This is a genomic window from Brevibacterium limosum, from assembly GCF_011617705.1.
GTDB lineage: Bacteria > Actinomycetota > Actinomycetes > Actinomycetales > Brevibacteriaceae > Brevibacterium > Brevibacterium limosum.
On sequence record NZ_CP050154.1, the window covers coordinates 3983684 to 4002424 of the forward strand.

An 18741-nucleotide genomic window follows, 5' to 3' on the forward strand; every position below is an offset into this window, starting at 1 on the left:
AGATCTGTGCACACCCGTGCCCGGTGATGACTGCGATTCGCAGCCGTCACCGGGCACGGGATGTCTCAGCTCCGGGCGGCAGAGAGAACTGCACGCTGCTTGACCAACGACGCGGCTGTGCGCACCTGCGGGTAGAGGACGACATCGCGAGTGAGGTGGGCAATCGTCTTCCCCTGTTCGTCGGGCGCCGATCGCAGCATCGCCGACACCGTCTGCGCCGTGGTAGACAGGTCGGATTCCGAGACCGAAGTCCCATCGGGCCGCCCGGCCTGCACCCTCAGTTCGAGTGCCTGCACCGACATAAGGAGTTCAACGCCGACGACAACCTCCACATTGGCAACGATCTGCCGCAGGTGCCGGCCGGCGTTGTTCGCCATCGACACGTGGTCCTCCTGATTCGCCGAGGTGGGGATCGAATCAACAGAATCGGGGTGGGCCAGAGTCTTGCAGTCGGAGACAAGCGCGGCGGCGAGGTACTGCGGGAGCATGAAGCCGCAGTCGAGACCGACCTGTTCGGAGTCGACGAGCATGTCCGGCAGACCCCGGTTGAGCGTGCCGTCGTCGAGGCGAAAGATCCGACGTTCGGTGATATTGCCGATCTCGGTGGCCGCGATCGAGAGGAAGTCCGCGGCGAAGGCGACATATTCGGCGTGGAAGTTCCCGCCCGAGACTGCCTTGAGGTCGCGGCCCAGATCGGGGAAGACGAGCGGATTGTCCGTGGCCGCATTGATCTCCCGCTCGATGATCCCGAAAGCGAAGTCGAGGGTGTCGGCGATTGGCCCGAAGACTTGCGGAACGCACCGCAGGGAGTAGGCGTCCTGGGGCGGTTGGCGCTGCGGGTCGTGGTCCCGATCACCCGTCGTCAGCTGCGAGTCGTTCATGTACTCACGCATCCGCCCGGCGACCTGGAGCTGTCCCTTTTGGCCCCGCGCCTCGTGGAGCTCGGCGATGAAGGCATCTCCGAAGCCCAACAGCGCCTCGATCGACAGACAGGCGGTGACTTCGGCGGTGTGGAGGGCGCCCTGCACATCCCAGGCGGCGAGCGCGGTCTGAGCGAGAGAGAAGGATGTGCCGTTGAGGAGTGCGAGTCCGTCTTTGGCGCCGACGGGGATGCGTGCGATTCCCGCAGCGGCCATTGCCTCATGGCCGGACACGACGCGGCCGTCGAGGATCGCTTCCCCGGAGTTCTCCGGTTCGTCGCTTCCGTCCGGGGCGGTCGTGAGCACAAGCGCGATATGGGCCAGCGGAATGAGGTCTCCGGAGGCACCGAGCGAGCCGTATTCGGGAACGGCTGGCCACACATCGGCGTTGAGCATGGCAACAAGACCTTGGACGAGCGCCCACTGGATCGCCGAATGGCCCTGAGTGAGTGAGACGACGCGGATGAACATCGTCGCCCGCACGACCTCCTCGTCCACGATTCGGCCCACGCCGGAAGCATCGGCGAGAATAAGCCGCCGGGAGAGTTCGGCGGCATCATCGGCCGAGGGGAAGGCCTGCCGCCCGGCCAGAGAGCCGAACCCGGTGTTGACCGAGTAGATCGCTTCTACGTGCTCGCCGGCGTGCATGCGGGCAATGACGTCGTCGAGCCATTCACGTGACTTCGCGCAGTGGGCCTCGACTTCCGGGGCCAGGCGGATACGGCGACGGAATCGTGCGACGTCGATCAGCTGGTCCAAGGTGGCCGGTTCGAGTCCGAGGACGAGATCCTCTCCGGGGAACTCCTCGCGGGTGCAGGCTGCGGCGGTATCGATCACATCGAGTCCTCTCGTTCGGGTCGGGCTGGTGTCCGTGCGTGGGCATTGTGGCGGTGGGTCGTCGGAGTCAGCAAATCGTGCTTTTGCCGTTCAAACGACGGTTGGGCGTCAGGCCGCATGCGCTTTCAGCGGCACCGTCGCATAGCTCTGCAGCGTCGTGTGGACCAGTGGTTCCGTCGGTCCCGTCGGCTCGAGTCTTGCGATGCGAGTGACGAAAGCGGAAAGGAAGGCGTCCATCTCCATTCGCGAGATCGGCTGGCCGACGCACTGGTGTATGCCCATCCCGAAAGTCAGGTGCCCGCTCGAGTCCCTGTCGAACCGGTAGATGTCGGCGTCGTCTCCCCATCTGTTTTCGTCCCTGTTCGCGCTGCCGGGGAACACGAGCACCTTCGTCTCGGCCGGGATCTCGACCCCGGAGAGGATCGTGTCCTTCGACGTGGTCCGGTAGAAGGCGTAGAACGGGCTCTCGAGCCGCAAGGATTCGTCGATGGCGAACCGCACCAACCGCGGGTCGGCGTGGACCTTTGCGTACTGTTCGGGGTGACGGGCCAAGGTGTTGAGCGTGTTCGTGATCGCAAAGATCGTCGTGTCCAAGCCTGCCGACAGAAGCGCTCTGACCAGCAGCGTCGCCTCTTCCGGGCTGATCTCACCCGAGTCGGCGAACTCCCATAGTTGGGCTCCCATACCCGAGGGGTCGAGGACTTCGCGAGCGCAGTTCGCCAGTACCCAGTCGTAGGTGCCTGCGGACTCGTCGATCCAGCGTTTGGCGATCTCGTTCTGCGGGCCGAAGGTCGCAAAGTTCGCCGCCCCTTGAACAAGGAGATTCTCGGCTCGGCCTTCGCGGGGAATGCCGACTGCGTCGCCGAAGACGCGCAACACGTACTGTTCGGACAGACGAGCGGCATCGAATTCCCCGTCGTCGGTCGACAGGATCTCATCGATGACATTCTTTGCGTATGTGGAGAAGTCCTTCCGCCGGGGTCGCAACCGTCGCGGTGTGATGACGCCGTCCATGGCCGAGCGCATTCGTGTGTGCAGCGGCGGGTCGACTTCGAGGATCCCGGGCTTGCGCAGCGGCGGATTGTGATGAATGTTGACACTGCCGACGCCCGCTCCGGAGATGAAGGTGCGGTAGTCCTCGAGAATCTCGCGCACCTCGGCATCACGGCCGAAAGCGGGCACTCCGTACTGTCTCAGCCAAGCGGCAGGACCGGCAGCTCGCAGTCTGCTCATGAATGGGTAGGGATTCGAGAGGTTGCCCAGCGAATAGGGGTCTTCATCGAGGACGGGGATATCGGGGATCCGAGCGTCTGATGTGGCAGACCCTGCGGTGGCAGAGTCCGTCGCTGCGTTCACCATGAATGACCTCCATTGCTCGTTCTGGGGCGAACCGCACCAGTGTCTCTCTTCTGCGGGCGGCGTGGGCACGTACGCGTGCATTCCCTGCAGAATAGGAACTCCGGTGACGCCCGGCGAATCGAATTCTCAGCCTGCGGGAATCAGTCTCTTGGCTTCAGCAGACCTCGAGCAGCTCGGCGCGGAGCGCCTCGACCGCCTCGGTGAGGACTGGCTTGAGTGAGGCTGCGGTCGAGTTTCCGAAGCGTTCAGAGCGTCCGGCCAACGTGAGGGAGCACAGAACCTCTCCGCGGACGATGACCGGGTAGGACAGTGCATTCGCGCCAGTGCCCAGCTCGGATTGGGAATAGGCGAACCCGTCGGAACGGATCCGCTGGAGCGACGTCACCAGGGTCTCTTCGGCAAGACGGGAGTCGGCGATCACCTCGGCGATGATCTGGGCTGGAGCATGAGCGAGCAGGACTCTCTGCCCTGCGCCTCTGTCCAAGGGCAGGACCTCGTAGGTGCGGAAGGCGATCTCTGCGTCCTCATCGGGGGCCACTTGGCGCAGGCACACGGCGTTCCGGCCTTCGCGCACGGCGAGGACCGATGTTCTGCCGCTGCGTTCGCTCAGCTCTCTGAGGAACTTGTTTCCGACATCAAGCAGATGCGACCGAGTAGTCGCGGCACCTGACCACGAACTCAGGCGGGAGCTGGGCAGATATCGTCCACCGTATTCTTCGACAAGATCGAAGCTGCGCAGAGTCTTGAGGTAGCGATAGGTCGTCGACAGAGGCAGGCCCAGAGCGGCGGCAAGGTTCTTCGCATTGGTGTCCCCTGTTTCGGCGACGGTCGAGAGGATCCGCAGGCCGCGCTCGAGCGATGTGTCGCGTCCTCTGCCATCGTGCGCAGACGGGGGACGATCCGCTGCGCGGATCCTCTTGCCGTGATCAGGCGACTCTACCATCGGGACCTCGTGTCTTCAGGGGCGTCCGGGTGCGGCGCCCACCGTCCCAGCGATCATATCCGTGCCGGTCTGCACGTGCCGCCGCTCCTAGTGAGCCCGACGCAGGCACTGTCTCACGTCAGCGTACCGAGCACCTCGTTGAGCGCCTCGGTGGCCGAGGGGTGGGTGTAGATCGTGTCCCGCAGCTCGGTCGCGGTCACGTCGTGGCGCATGGCCAGCGCGACGGTGTTGATGACCTCCTGCGAATGCACGTGCACGAGCGCCGCGCCGAGGACGTGGTCGGTCTTCGCGTCGACGACGAACTTGACGATGCCGCGCGGGTCGCCTTCGATCTTCGCCCGGGGCGCCGCGGCGATATCGGCCATGAGCTTCGCGCCGACCTTGATCTCATGCCCTTCGTCCCGGGCGGCCCCCTCGGTCAGGCCGACGCGGGCGACGGGCGGGGTGAGAAACATCGTGTACGGCACGCTGTTGCGGTCCGTCGTCGACCGCTTGCCCTCGCCGAGGAGCTGATCGGCGAGGATCCTGTTGTCGTCGAGGGAGATATAGGTGAACATCGGTCCGCCGTTGACGTCGCCGAACGCGTACACGCCCTCGGCGGAGGTGCGCAGGTACTCATCGGTGGTGATGAAGCCGCGGTCATCGGTATCGATGCCGGCCTTCTCGAGACCGAGGTCCGCGGTGGCGGGTTGGCGTCCGACGGCGAGGAGGACCGCCTCGGCGTCGATGGTCTTCTCTTCGTCTCCGACCGTGTAGGTCACTGTCGCGGAGTCTGCAGCGTCGTCGACCGCGGTCACGGACGCGTCGTTGACGATGGTGACCCCGTCATCGGTCAGAGCCTGGGCGACCACCTCGGCGACGTCGTCGTCCTCATTCGCCAGCGGACGCGGGCCGCGGTCGAGGACGGTGACCTGGGAGCCGAAGTGGGCGAACATCGATCCGAACTCGAGGCCGATGTAGCCGCCGCCGACGATGACGAGGCGCTCGGGGAAGGGATCGACGTGCTGCAGGGATGCGGAGTCGTGGATGCGGCCGCCGAGCCGGGCGCCGTCGATCGGCGGGATGTTGGCGAGGGAACCGGTGTTGACGACGACGGTGTCGGCGGTGATCGTCATGGTGTCGGCACCGCCGGTGACGCGGACTTCGCGGTCGCCGGAGAACTCGGCGCGACCGTTGACAAGCAGAACCGAGTCGAGGTCGGCGAGCATCGAGTGGTTCTTCTTCCGCATCGCCCCGGTCAGTGTGTCGCGGCGTTTGACAGTCTCGGCGAAGTATTCGTCGGTGTCATCGTCCGCCCGTTTGTTCTCGGCATCGTGGACGAGGATCTTCGTGGGGATGCAGGCGATGTTGATGCAGGCGCCGCCGATCATCATCTCCGACTGTTCGACGACGGCGACCTTCTTGCCTGCCCTGGCCATGGTGCCGGCGAGGGTCTTGCCGCCCTTGCCCCAGCCGATGACGAGGAGGTCGACGTGCTCGGTGTGGTCTGCTGCGGTAGTGGCGGAGGTCTGCTGCGTCGTGGCCTGAGTCGTCATCCTCTGTCCTCTCACGTGTGTGGTTGTCACTCTATTCCCGGGCGGCCTGCCCGCCGGAGGATTTCGTGACTGTCTGCACAGAGTTCAACGGTTCGTTTCGTCTCGTATTCCACGCTCCGCACCAAGGAGACCATCCTCACCCTCCACTTGCTCAGCGACAACTGCTACGTGAGACCTACAACGTGACGGCGCCCCAGCAACGTGGCGAACGGTTGCTGGGGCGCCGTCGGGTAGTTCGGGTGGGTGGTTCTGGCTGCGACTTCTCTGTCAGTCGTCCACTGCCGGTTCTGCCACTTCCGCCGCCCCAGGCTCTTCCTTGATTCCTGCGCTCCTGATGAAAGCCTCATGCTTGTCCGTCTGCGGCTTGGAGGCGAGGGAGACTCCGACGTAGAGCACAAGACCGATGACCACGCCGAGGATGATCGCTGTGCTCTCTTCCTGCCAGAAGGTCGGCAACGGAAGGCCGAGGCGGCCCATGTAGTCATAGAGCACGAATCCGCCTCCGCCGATCATGCAGGCGATCGCTCCCGACGATGTGGCTCGGCGCCATACGAAGCCTCCGATCACGGGAACGAATGCTCCGGCGGCGAGGATGTTGCTGGCAATGGACAGCACCGCCAGTGCGTCCCGCAGCCTGATGGCAACGACGAAGCCGAGCGCACAGGCGATGATCGTCGTGACGATGCCGACACGCACGCTTCCCTTATTGCTCAGGTCCGGCTGCACATATTTTTCGTAGAGTTCCGACATGTAGAGGGCGGAGGCGTGAAGGGCCGTGCACATCGTCGACATGATCGCGGCAGCGACGCCGACGAAGACGACTGCCCCGAGGCTGGTCGGCAGGTGGTCGGTGATGATCGTCGTGACGATGCCGTTCTCAGGCAGCGTGTCGAACATCCCGGCAGCCGCGACACCAGTGATCGAGACGAACGCGAACAGAGGGATGAAGATGATGAGCGCAAGACCGGTTGCCTTACGCGCCTCGTTCGGATTGCGACTGGCCGACAGGCGCTGCCAGATCGAACCATCGATGATGAACGCGAGAGAGAACCCGACAATATAGGCCAGGTTCGCGGGGAAGGAGGTGATGAGATTGAAGTAGTCAGGAGAATCGCTGGCTGCTGGCGAGTTTGTGATCGCGTCGAGCCCGCCCGAGTTCCCCAGTGCGACGATCATCGTCACCAGCAGGCCCGCGGTGAGCAGGAAGAACTGGATCATCTCGGTCATCACAACACCCCTGAAACCGCCGAGTGCCGAATACACCAGTGAGATCGCGACGGCGATGACGACTGCGACGAGGTAGGACGTGTCGATGAACGGTGCGAGGAAGTTCCCGACCGCCACCATCTGCGAGGCAGCCCAGGTGATGAAGAAGAGGATGAACAGCACGGAGAGGATATTGCCTGCCGTCTGGTTGTAGCGTTTTGTGACGATGCCGTTCTGAGTCAGCAGACCGAGCCGTCTGATCGGTCGGGCGAAGAAGTACATCACAATGACGGCAACGACCGTCGGCCCGCCGAGGACCCACCAACCGCCGAAGCCCTGTGCGAACGATTCATCGACGGAGATGAGCGCCGAGTTGCCGCCGAACCAGGCAGCGACGAACGCGGTTGCCAGAATCCAATACGGAGTCTTGTTCGAGTTGAGGAAGTAGGCTCGTCGGTCCTTGTTGCGGTTGTTGACGAAGGCGACGAACAGAAGGACGACGAAGTAGAGGATCAGTCCGCCGATGAGCCAAGTTCGCAGTGACATGTCACGACTCCTTTGTTGTGAATGCTGTGGTTGGATGTTGCGGCACGGAACCCGTGCAGTTCGGTGATGCGTCGTGTCTCAGAGATCGACGACGAGTGTGTCGCTCAGTGCTCGACCGACGCAGATCATCATTGATTCCCCTCGTTTCTTCTCCTCTTCGCTGAGCAGAGAATCTCGGTGGTCGGGGACTCCGTCCACGACTCGTGTCTCACATGTGCCGCAGACGCCCATCTGACACGAGGTGCGTGCTCGGATTCCGTGACGGCCCAAGGCCTCGATGATCGTCTCTGATTCACCGACTGGGACCGTCAGGCTGCTGGACGCACAGACGAGCTCAAACGGCGTGTCATCCTCGCGGAGTCCGTTCCCGCCCGAATAGGCGAAGAGCTCGCTGCGATGAGTCAGGCCCCTGCGTGTGCTGATGTCGGCGACTTCGTCGATGAGCGTTTCAGGTCCACAGGTGTACACGCGTGCCTCTGCCGGCGCCTGTGCCAGCAGGGACTCGAGCAGCTCTTCGGGGCGAGCTGCGCTGGGAACGAACTGCACGCGGTCGCCGAATTGGGCGAGACGTTCCCTGAAGGGCATCGATTCCAGGGTTCTCCCGAGATAGGTCAGGGACCAGTCCACGCCGGAGGCGTCCGCCGAGTCGATCATCGACAGGAGCGGGGTGATGCCGATGCCGCCGGCGATGAAGTGAAGTCTCTGGCCCTCCGTCGGAGAAGCGAAATTGAAGTTGTTCCGCGGAGCGATGACATGGAACTCGTCGCCGATGCCTGATTCCCGGTGCAGGTAGAGTGAGGCCTGGGCCTCGTCATCGCCGGTCAGGCGAACTGCGATCTGCCACTTCTCGCGGTCCTTGGGGTCGCCGATGAGGGAGTAATGACGGATTCCGATGTCGGCCACGTCGATCTCGATGTGGGCACCGGGCTCCCAGGGCGGCATTGGCCCGCCGTCTGACCGGACGAACTCGAGCTGCAGGACTCCTTCGGCGATCCTGTCCCTTCTTCGCAGCGTGAGCATCATGTCGCGTTCGGCATACACGCCTGCCGTGTAGATGCGTTTCGTCATGGGATCCAGACCAATCCAGTGTGCGCCAGTGAGCCGAGGCGGATGAGAGCGAAGCCTGCCTGGCCGTCTGTCGGCCGTGCGTCGACTCTGTAGTGTTCGTTTCCCGACAGGATCGCCGCGTCGCCCGGCCGGAGACAGTGCTGATCGAAGGCGAGCTCTCCGGTGTGCATGTAGATAACGACCAGCTCGCCGTCCTCACGACCGAGCTCGAATCGAGAGTCCTGGACCTCCGACCGCATGGTTCCGGTGACCAGTTTCTTTTCGCAGGCGAGTTCGAGGATCTTCTGACTCCCGGACTTCGGATCTTCCAGTGTCAGGCTCTGTCCGTTCAGCGTCGATTCCCGTGACGGCTCGTCGCCGACGGTCAATCGCCATTGCCACGGCTCGTTGGACCGTCCGTTGTCGGGTGCCGCCGCGATCTTCAGCTTCCCGGATGGCTCGATTTCCTTCTCGATCGCCGAGGAGCGGATGATGACCATCACAGCGCACGCACCTGGGTGGTGTCGGCACCTGCCAGCGGTGCCTGCTGTGAACCGGACGAGCCGTCCTGCTCCGGTGCGGTCCATTCGGTGTCGAGGAGGTGATTCATCACCCTGCGAGCCATGGCCACCCCCGCGTCCTGAGCGATGAGGACGTCATCAATGTCCTCATCGGAAGCGTCATGGCTTGCCTGCTGATGTTCGAGAGCCCAGGCATCCTCGTCCAACACGGTTCCCTGGCTCTTCGTCAGAACCGCGTTCATCTCCTCATTGCCCACTTCGAAGTTTCGGCAGAAGGCGTAGAAGTACCATGACTGTCCTTGTGCTGCCGGAGTGATGGCGTTGAGGACTTCGAACCGATATCCGTCTTCGCGGCGCCCGCCGGGTTCGACGACACCGGCGTGGATGATGTGAACGGCCGGCAGCTGGAATTCGGTTGTATGCCAACGATCGACCACCTCGGCGTTGGTGACCTGCGCGAACAGGGGCGAGGGATAGCACCCGGGCATGAATCTGTCGACGTTGACGATGTTGTCTTCGACCTCGATGGTCACACCGTTCTCGAAGACGGCGTCATCGCCGATCGTCGAGGTATGGAGGAAGGACTCGTGGGTGAGATCGAGGAGGTTGTCGTTGAGCAATCCGGCGCTGCAGCCGATGAGCCGAGTATGTGTGACGCGATCCCACTCGGGGTCGTCCATCCAATGCGTATCAGGGACTGTCGATGGGTCGGCCACCTCCGGGTCGCCGAACCAGGCCCAGACCCAGCGATGGGATTCCACGGTGGGGAAGATGCGCTGTCGGCCCCCAGGCGGAATCCGCCATTGGCCGGGCACGTGCACGCAGGCACCGGTGTGGTCGTATTCGAAGCCGTGGTAGCCGCACTGGATTCCCCGTTCGGTCGTCCGACCTTCCGACAGGGGGAAGCCTCGGTGGGCGCAGCGGTTGTCCATGACCACGGCCTGTCCCTCCGGCGAGCGGAACATCACCACAGACTTCCCCAGGATGCTGCGTCCCAGCGGTTTGCTCTGAGTGACTTCTTCAGACCACGCGACGACATACCAGGCGTTGTGAACCCATTCTTCGTGCGTACTCATTTCTGCCTCCTTCGGTGTCGGTACTCACCCCCAAGCTAGCCGTTTGTGATCAAGCGCACATCACTGTTTCATGTTCCGATGTCTGGTACTCCGGACACCGGTCGGGTCTCATTGCCCGATCGTCGCCGCGCCCGACCCGCACCGCCCACTACGCTGATCCGACTGCATGGCATTTGCTTGTGCGTCGGAGTTGATTCACGGAGGAGGAAGACTTGAGTCGCATCACGCCTCCTCCCGGTGACAAGGTTCCCGCCGCTCACAATGCGCTGCGCATACTCTCGCTGTTGGCGGCTCGCCACGTTCCGGTCTCCGCGGCGTCCGTCGCGACAGCGCTCGATCTGCCGAGGTCGAGCGTCTACCACCTGCTGTCGGTGCTGGTGGAGAACGGCTTCGCCGTCCACCTGCTCGAAGAACGCAAATACGGCCTGGGGATCGCCGCGTTCGAACTGAGTTCGTCGTATGCGCGGCAGGCACCGCTCTCCCGCCTCGGCGCTCCGATCCTCGCTGCTCTTGTCGATACCATCGGCGAAAGCGCACACCTGGCCGTGCTCAATGGCAGCGATGTCGTGTACGTCGTCGAGGAACGAGCCAAATTCCGACCGGCTTTGGTCACCGAGGTCGGCGTGCGGCTGCCGGCGCATCTGACCGCCAGCGGTCGGGCGATCATGTCGGCGATGCCGCTGGCGCAGGTGAGGGCAATGTATCCGGCCGGGTCGACCTTCGCTTCCCGCAATGACCGTGAACCCACGGTCACCTCATACGCCGACCTCAAGGTCGTCCTCAACGCAGCCCGGCAGCGCGGGTACGCCTTCGAAGACGGAGAGGTGACTCCGGAGCTGACGACGCTCGCCGTCCCGGTGAAAGACCACCTGGGGTGGCCGGTCGCCGCGGTCGCCGTGACTTTCACGAGCACAGGCTGGCCCGACAGCGACCGGCCGGAGCTGGTTGCAGAGATCAACAGCGCCGCAGATGAGCTTTCGAGACGAATCTACGGGCAGCCGCGATAGCGCCCTCGCCCTTCCGTGCTACCCGACGGCGGCGCAGCAACCTGGCGCCACGTTGCTGGGCCGCCGTCGGGTAGCAAATGGGAGTCAGGCGCCGGAGATCAAAGACATCGAACTCGGGTTTCCGCGGGTCGAGTTCATCGTGAAGCTCGCCTTCCACGGCAAGTACCGGTCGTCGGAGGATTCGATGACGTCACTGACTGTGGTGAAGGCTCGCCTGCGCACTCGCAACAGCGGGGTGCCCTCCGGGACCTCGAGGAGTGCCGCGTCGTCCGCGTTCGCTCCGACCGCGTCGATGGTGCGTGAGGCCCTGTTGATGTCGACGCCCTGGTCGATGAGCTCCTGATAGATCGACCCGGAGTCGGTGTCGAAAGCCAACACGTGCCGACCGAACTCAAGCGGATAGTTCAGCCGCTCGACCATGGCCGGCACCTCGTCCATGAGCCGCAGCCGGAACACCGAGACGACGGGGGCTCCCTCGGAGATCCGAAGACTCGCCGCGAGCGATTTCTCGGCCGGCTCGCGCGCCACCCTCTGCGTAATCTGACCGGGAACGATGTCCGAGGCGTGACACCACTGGGAGAAGGAGATGACATCGTCGAAGGACTGCGTGAGGACGTTGTCGAGCACGACCGTGCGCCTCCCCCTCCCCGAGGAGATCAGCCCCTCCCCGCGCAGAGCGGACATCGCCTGCCGCACCGGACCGCGAGAGCTGGAGAACTTCCGCGTCAGCTCCGCCTCGGAGGGCAGCTCGTCGCCGGGTTGGAACGAGCCTTCGCGGATCGCCGTGCGCAGGTAGTGCGCGATCTCGTCATGCTGCTGACGAGTGCTTTGCCTCGGGCCGGTGGTCATGACTTCTCCTTCGACGGTGCTCGTTCGGTGGCACAGAGGACAGCTTCGGCAGCACAGGTGCCGGCGATCCATGGTCTCGGACGTGCCGCCTCGGTGAACTCGGTGTGGCTCGCTGGGGTCGCAATGTCACATTCAGGTGAACAGACATCAAACTTGTACATACATATCTTCATCTTATCCGACGACCGCACGAACATGAGGGAATGCCGACAACAGATCTCATCATCACCGGCTCAGGCATCCTCGGCCTGGCCACCGCATTCCTCGCCCACCGACAGGGCCGCAGCGTCCGCATCATCGACCGCTCCGACCGCCCCGTGGGCTCATCCATCCAGAACTTCGGCCACGCCTGCTTCACCGGCCAATCCGATGCCGCACAGCCGATCGCCGCGAAGTCCCGCGAAGGCTGGCTCGACGCCGCAGCCGCCATGGGACTCTGGGCCGCCGAATCGGGAACCTTCATCCCGGCGATGACCGAGGCCGAACTCACCGTCCTCGAGCAGTTCGCCGCCCATCGCGGCCCCGAGCAGGCACGACTGCTCGATCCGGCAACGATCGCCGAGGCGGTCGGCAACCCCGGACTCGCGACCGTCGGCGGCGCCCATCTGCCGCTGGACATGCGGGTCGACCCCCGACAGGCGGCGCCGCGGATCGCCGCCTGGCTGGCCGAGCAGGGCGTAGAGTTCACCTGGAGCACCCAGGTCACCGAGGTGGCCGACGGCACGGTGTCGACGACGCGCGGCGACTTCCACGCCGAGGAGGTCGTCGTCTGTCCCGGATATCAGCTGACCAGCCTCTTCCCCGAGATCGCCGAAGCCTACGAGATCCGCATCTGCTCGCTCGTAATGACACTCATCGAGGCCCCGCAGACCTTCCCGACGGGCTTCGCGATGCTCACCGGAACATCGCTGGCCCGCTACGACGGCTTCGCGGCGATGCCCGGCGCCGAGGCGTTGCGCCACGACCTCGACGAACGGGAACCGGAGCTGCGCGCCTGCATCGCGAACCTCATGGTCACCGACATCCCGCAGGGCCTGCTCATCGGCGATTCGCACGCCTACGACCGCAGTCCGGAACCGTTCATCGACGAGAGGATCGGCGCGCTGCTGCTCGATCGCGCCACCTCGGTGCTCGGCATCGATCGCCCCACGGTGCTGCAGCGATGGCTGGGGATGTACGCCGACAGCCCGACGACGAACCTCGTCCTCGAACGCCCGGACGAGCGCACCACCGTCGCCGTCGTCGCCTCGGGGATCGGCATGACCCTGTCATTCGGCATCGCCGATCTCATCCTCTCCGGCGGCACTGCCGATATCTGAGGCGACTCCCACCCCGACTCCGAACCGATCATGAAGTTGTCATGGCCAGTCGGTGAACTACCCCAACTTGTATAGACATTCGCCGGTGATCTCGGCACGATGAATGCGAACGATCACCTCAGCGCCTCTGCCGCACTGCTCTCCGAAAGGCCATTCGCCATGACCATGACCCCCCCCTCCTCCGCTCCAAGACGGCTCGGACCTTCACCGCCGGTCTCCTCGCCCTGCCCCTGCTCGCCGCCTGCGGCAGCTCCGGAGGAGGCGGCGACGAGACGATCACCTTCGCTGCCGTGCCTGCCGAGTCCTCCTCGACGTTGGAATCCTCGTTCGAGAACGTCACGAAGCTGCTCGAGGAAGAGACCGGCAAGAAGGTCGAGTTCCAGAACGCCTCGGACTACGCCGCCGTCATCGAAGGCATGCGTGCCGGCCAGATCGACGCCGCGTCGTTCGGCCCCTTCGCCTACGTCATCGCCAAGGACTCGGGCATCAACATCGAACCGGCCGCGGCACCGACGAACGACAAAGCCAAGGATCCCGCCTACACCTCACTGGCCTATGTGAAGAAGGGCTCCGACGTCAAAGACATGAAGGACCTCAAGGGCAAGAAGGTCTGCTTCGTCGATGCCGCCTCCACCTCCGGCTACCTCGTGCCGATGAAGGGACTCCAGGATGAGGGAATCGACATCGACAAGGATCTCGAGCCTGTGATGTCCGGCGGCCACGACGCCTCGCTGCTGTCGCTGAACTCCGGTGACTGCGATGTCGCCTTCGCCCACGACGCCATGCTCACGACCCTCGAGAAGTCCGGCCAGGTCGACAAGGGCAGCCTCGAACCCATCTGGGAATCAGACCCGATCACTGAGGACCCGATCGCGGTGAACAACGACTCCCTCGACGCCGATACGGCCGCGAAGATCACCAACATCCTGCGCGAGAAAGCCAACGTCCCGGCGATGGTCGAGGCCGGAATCTGCGACTCCGAGGACGACTGCGTCCTGCCCGAGGAGATCACCTACGGCTACAAGGAAGTCTCCGATTCGAACTTCGATTCGATCCGCGACATCTGCGACGCCACCCGGGCCGACGCCTGCAAGAACATCGGCAGAGAAGGATGACAATGACTGAATCACACCTCACATCCCGCCCGACCACGCCCGAACTCCAAAGGGAGATCGACTCCATCTATTCCGTCCAGCTCGACCATGTGACGAAGGACTTCGGCAGCGGAGTGCTCGGCCTCGACGACGTCACCCTCGGGTTCCGCACCGGCGGAATCAGCGTCCTCCTCGGCCTCTCCGGCTCGGGCAAATCCACCCTGCTGCGCCATATCAACGGACTGCACACTCCCACCTCGGGGCGGGTGCGCGTCCTCGGTGAGGACATGGACCGGTTGCGCGGATCGGAACTGAGGGCCGTGCGCCGCGACATCGGCGTCATCTTCCAGTCCTTCAATCTCGTCGGACCGATGTCCGTGCTCGAGAACGTCTGCGCCGGGGCGCTGGGATCGCTGCGCGGACCGCGCATCACCCTGATGATGTACCCGAAGGCCATCCGCCGGGAGGCTCTCGAGAAACTCGATCGCGTCGGCCTGGCCGACCGGGCCTACCAGCGCGCCGACACGCTGTCCGGCGGTCAGCAGCAGCGGGTCGCGATCGCCCGCGCACTCATGCAGCACCCGAAGGTGCTGCTCGCCGATGAGCCGGTCGCCTCCCTCGACCCGGTCTCCGCGCGCGACGTCATCGACCTGCTGCGCCAGATCTCCGCCGAGGATGAGCTGACCGTCGTCGCCTCCCTGCACCAGGTGCAGCTGGCCATTGATTTCGCCGATCGGATCATCGGTCTGCGCACCGGCCGGGTCGTGCTCGACCGTGAGACCGCCGGGCTCAGCGCCGAGGAGGCCTCCCAGATCTACTCGAGCGTGTCCGGATTGGACACCGACACCGAGGCGGGCGACAGCACCGCCGAATCGCACATCGCGAAAACCCGCGCCGAGGCGGCTGCCCGGGTGGGAGCCACCCGATGAGTCTCGTATTCGACCGAGAGGCTCCCGCCGTCGTCGAACCGCAGCGTCACCGCCCGTCGGGGAATTCCGCCGTCGCCGTCATCGTGCTCATCGGCCTCGCCGTCGCCGGCGCCTGGTCGGTGTGGTCTCTCGGCATCGATATAGCCACGATCGCCTCGTCGTTCGACAATGCCGTGGGGTTCTTCTCCCGCATCGTCCCGCTCGACTTCCCGGCCTTCGGTGAGACAGTCTCTCTTGTCGTCGAGACCTTGGCGATCGTGTTCCTGGCGACTCTGCTGTCCGTCGTGCTTTCGATCCCCGTCGCTCTCTTCGCCGCTCGTCCCACCCGGATGGGTCGCGGTTCGCAGTGGACGGCGCGCACCCTCATCGTCCTCGCCAGAGCGATTCCCGACCTCGTGCTCGCCATCGTGTTCCTGCGGATGTTCGGACTCGGCGCCACGGCCGGCATCATCGCCATGGGCATCCATTCGGTGGGGATGATCGGCAAGCTCTACGCCGATGCCATCGAAGAGCTCGACGACGGACCCCGCGAATCGATCGAGGCCCTCGGCGGCAGCCGCTCACAGCAGATCCTCACCGCGATCCCTCAGACACTTATGCCGCAGCTCATCGCCACGGCTCTGCACCGCTTCGACATCAATCTGCGCACCTCGGTGCTGCTCGGCTATGTCGGCGTCGGCGGAATCGGGCTGGCCATCGCGGACTCCCTGCGCACCCTGGACTACCAGCGCGGGATGGCACTGGCGGTCATCGTGCTCGTCCTGTGCATCGTCATCGAACTCGTCTCCGGATCCATCCGAGCCGCGCTCATGGCCTCGACGGGGGCGAAGATCACCGGCGGCACCTGGGTCGACCGGATGTTCAACCGGGGTCGGGGAACCGGGGTCGGCGATCTCACGCTCACCCCACCGTGGAGCGTGGCACGGTTCCGTCGTTTCGCCTCGGCGGCGGTGCTCATCGTCCTCACGATCGCCGCTCTGTGGCGGGTGGACGTGTCATGGTCGGCTCTGGCCGCGGGTTTGCTCGACCTCCCGCGGACCGTGAGCCTGTTCTTCCCGCCGTCGACCGGCGGGACGCTTACCAACCTCGTCGAGCAGCTGCTCGTCACCATCCAGATCTCGCTGGCGGCGACGTTCATCGGGGTGATCCTCGCGGTGCCCATCGGCGTCCTCGCCGCCCGCAATGTCGTGGCGAACCGGGCGGTGCACAAGACGTTCCGCGTCCTCATCGTCGTCGTCCGCGGCATCCCCGAGCTCATCCTCGCGATCATCTTCGTCGTCATCTCCGGACTCGGCGAGGTGGCCGGAACTCTGGCACTGTCCATCGGTGCGATCGGCCTGCTCTCGAAGCTCATCGCCGACTCCATCGAGGAGACGGACCTTCAGGTCCAGGAGGCGGTGCGGGCCACCGGAGCCGGCGAGGCGCAGGTGTTCTTCTCCGCCACCCTGCGGCAGGCGGCGCCGGCGTTCGTCGCCCACATCATGTACCTGCTCGACACGAACATCCGCTCGGCCACGCTGCTCGGCGTCGTCGGCGCCGGAGGCATCGGATTCCTGCTGCTCAACGCCTCGCGGGTCAACCAGTTCGATGTCGTGACGATGGTGCTCATCCTCATGGTCGCCGTCGTCCTCCTCGTCGAGGCCCTGTCCATGTGGCTGCGCCGAGCCGTGCGCTGAGTCTCGTACCCACCCAATTCTGTCCGCGGACTTACGCGGGCACCACCGCAAGAGAAAGAGAATCGACATGACTGAACTTGCCGTCTTCGACATGGCCGGAACCACCATCGATGAACGCGACGAGGTCTACCGCGTGCTGCGCGAGGCCACCGAACGTGAGGGCACGGACTACTCCGATGAGGTCTTCCAGAAGTGGATGGGCACGGAGAAGCACTGGGCGATCGAAAATCTGCTCCGCCTCGGCGGAATCGAGGTCACCGAGGAGGTCCACGAGCGGGCCTGGCAGTGGTTCCGAGCCGAACTGCGCGAGACCTACACCAAGAATCCTCCGCGACCGTTGCCCGGAATCGAGGAGGCCCTGTCGACGCTGCGGGACCGTGGGATCGAGGTGGGACTGACCACCGGATTCTCCCGCGAGATCGCCGACCTCATCTTCTCCACCATGGGGTGGGCGCCGGGTGAGACCTTCGACGTCGCGGTCACCGGCGACGAAGTGCCTGCCGGACGTCCGGCGCCGGACCTGATCAACAAGGTCATGGACACGGTCGGAGTCACCGACCGCGCTGCCGTCGTCAGCGTGGGAGACACCTCGGCGGATATCGAATCGGCGCTCAACGCCGAGGTCACGGCCGTGGGAGTGCTCACCGGGCACCTGAGTCGGGAGGATTTCGCGGCCGAGGGCGCGCACCTCGTCCTCGATTCGGTGGCGGACCTGCCCGCTGTCCTGGCCGAGCAGGAAGCTGCGGTGGTCGCGAAGTGAAATCGACCGTCCCCGATTCGACGATGACAGGCACCGAGACGGCCGGTCGTGGCCACGTGACCGCTCAGCCGTTTGCCCAGGTGTGGACCGGAGGCTCGGATTTCGAGCTCCGCACGTTCGACCGGCCGCAGTTGGCACCGGGCGAGAGCCTCATCCGGCTGACTGCGGCCACGGTGTGCGGGTCCGATCGGCACACCGTCAGCGGACGTCGGCCAGGGGCGTGTCCCTCGGTGCTCGGTCACGAAGGCGTCGGCATCGTCGAGGAGACGCGCGGGGATGTGCCCGTCGGCACGCGCGTGGTCTTCTCGGTCACCTCGGTGTGCGGGGAATGCCGGAACTGTCGACGCGGGCTGAGCGCGAAATGCAGCTCGGTGCGCAAGGTCGGCCATGAATCGGCCGAGTCGGATTGGGCGCTGTCGGGCACCTACGCCAGCCATATCCACCTGCCCGCCGGGGTGGCGGTGGTCCCGGTGCCGGACTCGCTGCCCGACGGCGTGGCGGCGACCGCGGGGTGCGCCGTGGCCACGGTGATGGCGATGTGCGAAGCAGCCGGTGACCTGCGGGGACGACGGGTGTTCGTCAACGGCATCGGAATGCTCGGGTTGACCGCGGTCGGGGCCGCTCTGGCACGCGGGGCTGCCGAGGTCATCGCCGCCGATCCGCACCCGGACCGCCGCTCTTTGGCCGACCGCGCGGGGGGCGACGGAGACGATCGAACCGGGAACGGAACTGTGCGATATCGACGTCGCGCTCGAACTCTCCGGCGCCGAGGCGGGAGTGCGTTCGTGCATCGGCTCACTGGGCGTCGGCGGGACCGTCGTGCTCGCCGGCAGCGTGACGCCGGGGCCGCAGGTGTCGATCGATCCCGAGCAGATGGTGCGCGGATGGCGGACGATCACCGGAGTCCACAATTTCGAACCCCACCACTTGGTCGAGGCCGTGGAGTTCCTGGCAGCCGACGGGGCCACTCTGCCGTGGAAGGACATCCTAGGCGGCCCGATCCCTTTAACGGATCTGCCGCAGGAGTTCGCTCACCCAACAAGGGCCCTCCGCACAATCACCACCCCCTAACTACTATGTGACGGCGGCCCAGCAACCTTGCGCCAGGTTGCTGGGC

The 18741-nt window shown here is 64.8% G+C and carries 17 protein-coding genes and 1 pseudogene; 8 read left to right on the plus strand and 10 right to left on the minus strand.

Annotated features, from left to right (window positions below; translation table 11 throughout):
* Nucleotides 1-65: 65 nt before the first annotated feature.
* The 8 genes from GUY37_RS17785 to GUY37_RS17820 form a co-directional block, all read right to left on the minus strand.
* Nucleotides 66-1757 carry an HAL/PAL/TAL family ammonia-lyase gene (locus GUY37_RS17785; RefSeq protein WP_228278244.1) on the minus strand — a complete coding sequence of 564 codons (1692 nt, stop codon included), beginning with the start codon at nt 1755-1757 and terminating at the stop codon, nt 66-68.
* Between the two features lie 108 nt (nt 1758-1865).
* Nucleotides 1866-3116: a cytochrome P450 gene (locus tag GUY37_RS17790; RefSeq protein ID WP_166828471.1), complete on the minus strand. Its 1251-nt coding sequence runs from the start codon at nt 3114-3116 to the stop codon at nt 1866-1868.
* 154 nt (nt 3117-3270) lie between these two features.
* Complete coding sequence (locus tag GUY37_RS17795) at nt 3271-4059, minus strand: IclR family transcriptional regulator (protein WP_166828474.1); 789 nt, start codon at nt 4057-4059, stop codon at nt 3271-3273.
* 113 nt (nt 4060-4172) lie between these two features.
* Nucleotides 4173-5594, minus strand: coding sequence for a dihydrolipoyl dehydrogenase family protein (locus GUY37_RS17800; RefSeq protein WP_166828477.1), 1422 nt, complete (start codon nt 5592-5594; stop codon nt 4173-4175).
* Between the two features lie 267 nt (nt 5595-5861).
* Nucleotides 5862-7346, minus strand: coding sequence for a sodium:solute symporter family protein (locus tag GUY37_RS17805; protein ID WP_166828480.1), 1485 nt, complete (start codon nt 7344-7346; stop codon nt 5862-5864).
* A 78-nt stretch (nt 7347-7424) separates the two neighbouring features.
* Nucleotides 7425-8414 carry a PDR/VanB family oxidoreductase gene (locus GUY37_RS17810; RefSeq protein WP_166828483.1) on the minus strand — a complete coding sequence of 330 codons (990 nt, stop codon included), beginning with the start codon at nt 8412-8414 and terminating at the stop codon, nt 7425-7427.
* Nucleotides 8411-8896 carry a hypothetical protein gene (locus GUY37_RS17815; RefSeq protein WP_166828485.1) on the minus strand — a complete coding sequence of 162 codons (486 nt, stop codon included), beginning with the start codon at nt 8894-8896 and terminating at the stop codon, nt 8411-8413. The genes GUY37_RS17810 and GUY37_RS17815 overlap by 4 nt, the downstream gene beginning before the upstream one ends.
* Nucleotides 8893-9990 (minus strand): aromatic ring-hydroxylating dioxygenase subunit alpha, encoded by a 1098-nt coding sequence (locus GUY37_RS17820; RefSeq protein WP_166828487.1) that lies wholly within the window; start codon nt 9988-9990, stop codon nt 8893-8895. The genes GUY37_RS17815 and GUY37_RS17820 overlap by 4 nt, the downstream gene beginning before the upstream one ends.
* Before the next feature lie 212 nt (nt 9991-10202).
* On the opposite strand from GUY37_RS17820, the gene GUY37_RS17825 reads away from it, so the two are divergent.
* Nucleotides 10203-10997 (plus strand): IclR family transcriptional regulator, encoded by a 795-nt coding sequence (locus GUY37_RS17825; RefSeq protein WP_166828490.1) that lies wholly within the window; start codon nt 10203-10205, stop codon nt 10995-10997.
* Nucleotides 10998-11081: 84 nt separating this feature from the next.
* Here GUY37_RS17825 and GUY37_RS17830 read toward each other — a convergent pair whose 3' ends face one another.
* Nucleotides 11082-11846 carry a GntR family transcriptional regulator gene (locus tag GUY37_RS17830; RefSeq protein ID WP_166828492.1) on the minus strand — a complete coding sequence of 255 codons (765 nt, stop codon included), beginning with the start codon at nt 11844-11846 and terminating at the stop codon, nt 11082-11084.
* A 203-nt stretch (nt 11847-12049) separates the two neighbouring features.
* Between GUY37_RS17830 and GUY37_RS17835 the strand changes: the two genes are divergently transcribed.
* From GUY37_RS17835 to GUY37_RS19285, 6 genes and pseudogenes are all read left to right on the plus strand, one after another.
* The gene (locus GUY37_RS17835) at nt 12050-13165 is read left to right on the plus strand and encodes a TIGR03364 family FAD-dependent oxidoreductase (protein WP_166828494.1); all 1116 of its coding nucleotides are present in this window, start codon (nt 12050-12052) and stop codon (nt 13163-13165) included.
* Nucleotides 13166-13317: 152 nt separating this feature from the next.
* Complete coding sequence (locus GUY37_RS17840; RefSeq protein ID WP_166829967.1) at nt 13318-14280, plus strand: phosphate/phosphite/phosphonate ABC transporter substrate-binding protein; 963 nt, start codon at nt 13318-13320, stop codon at nt 14278-14280.
* Between the two features lie 2 nt (nt 14281-14282).
* Nucleotides 14283-15188: a phosphonate ABC transporter ATP-binding protein gene (gene phnC, locus GUY37_RS17845; protein ID WP_166828496.1), complete on the plus strand. Its 906-nt coding sequence runs from the start codon at nt 14283-14285 to the stop codon at nt 15186-15188.
* Nucleotides 15185-16864, plus strand: a complete 1680-nt coding sequence (gene phnE, locus GUY37_RS17850) for a phosphonate ABC transporter, permease protein PhnE (protein WP_166828498.1) — start codon at nt 15185-15187, stop codon at nt 16862-16864. Before phnC ends, phnE begins: the two co-directional genes overlap by 4 nt.
* A gap of 67 nt (nt 16865-16931) precedes the next feature.
* Entirely contained in the window at nt 16932-17624 is a 693-nt protein-coding gene (locus tag GUY37_RS17855) for a phosphonatase-like hydrolase (protein ID WP_166828500.1), read from the plus strand.
* 23 nt (nt 17625-17647) lie between these two features.
* A pseudogene (locus GUY37_RS19285) lies at nt 17648-18043 on the plus strand (alcohol dehydrogenase catalytic domain-containing protein); the annotation flags it as partial.
* Between the two features lie 5 nt (nt 18044-18048).
* Here the strand turns inward: GUY37_RS19285 and GUY37_RS19290 are convergent.
* Nucleotides 18049-18273: a hypothetical protein gene (locus tag GUY37_RS19290; protein ID WP_228278499.1), complete on the minus strand. Its 225-nt coding sequence runs from the start codon at nt 18271-18273 to the stop codon at nt 18049-18051.
* Nucleotides 18274-18401: 128 nt separating this feature from the next.
* Here GUY37_RS19290 and GUY37_RS19295 point away from each other — a divergent pair, with 128 nt between their 5' ends.
* The gene (locus tag GUY37_RS19295) at nt 18402-18695 is read left to right on the plus strand and encodes a hypothetical protein (RefSeq protein WP_228278500.1); all 294 of its coding nucleotides are present in this window, start codon (nt 18402-18404) and stop codon (nt 18693-18695) included.
* The last annotated feature ends 46 nt before the right edge of the window (nt 18696-18741 follow it).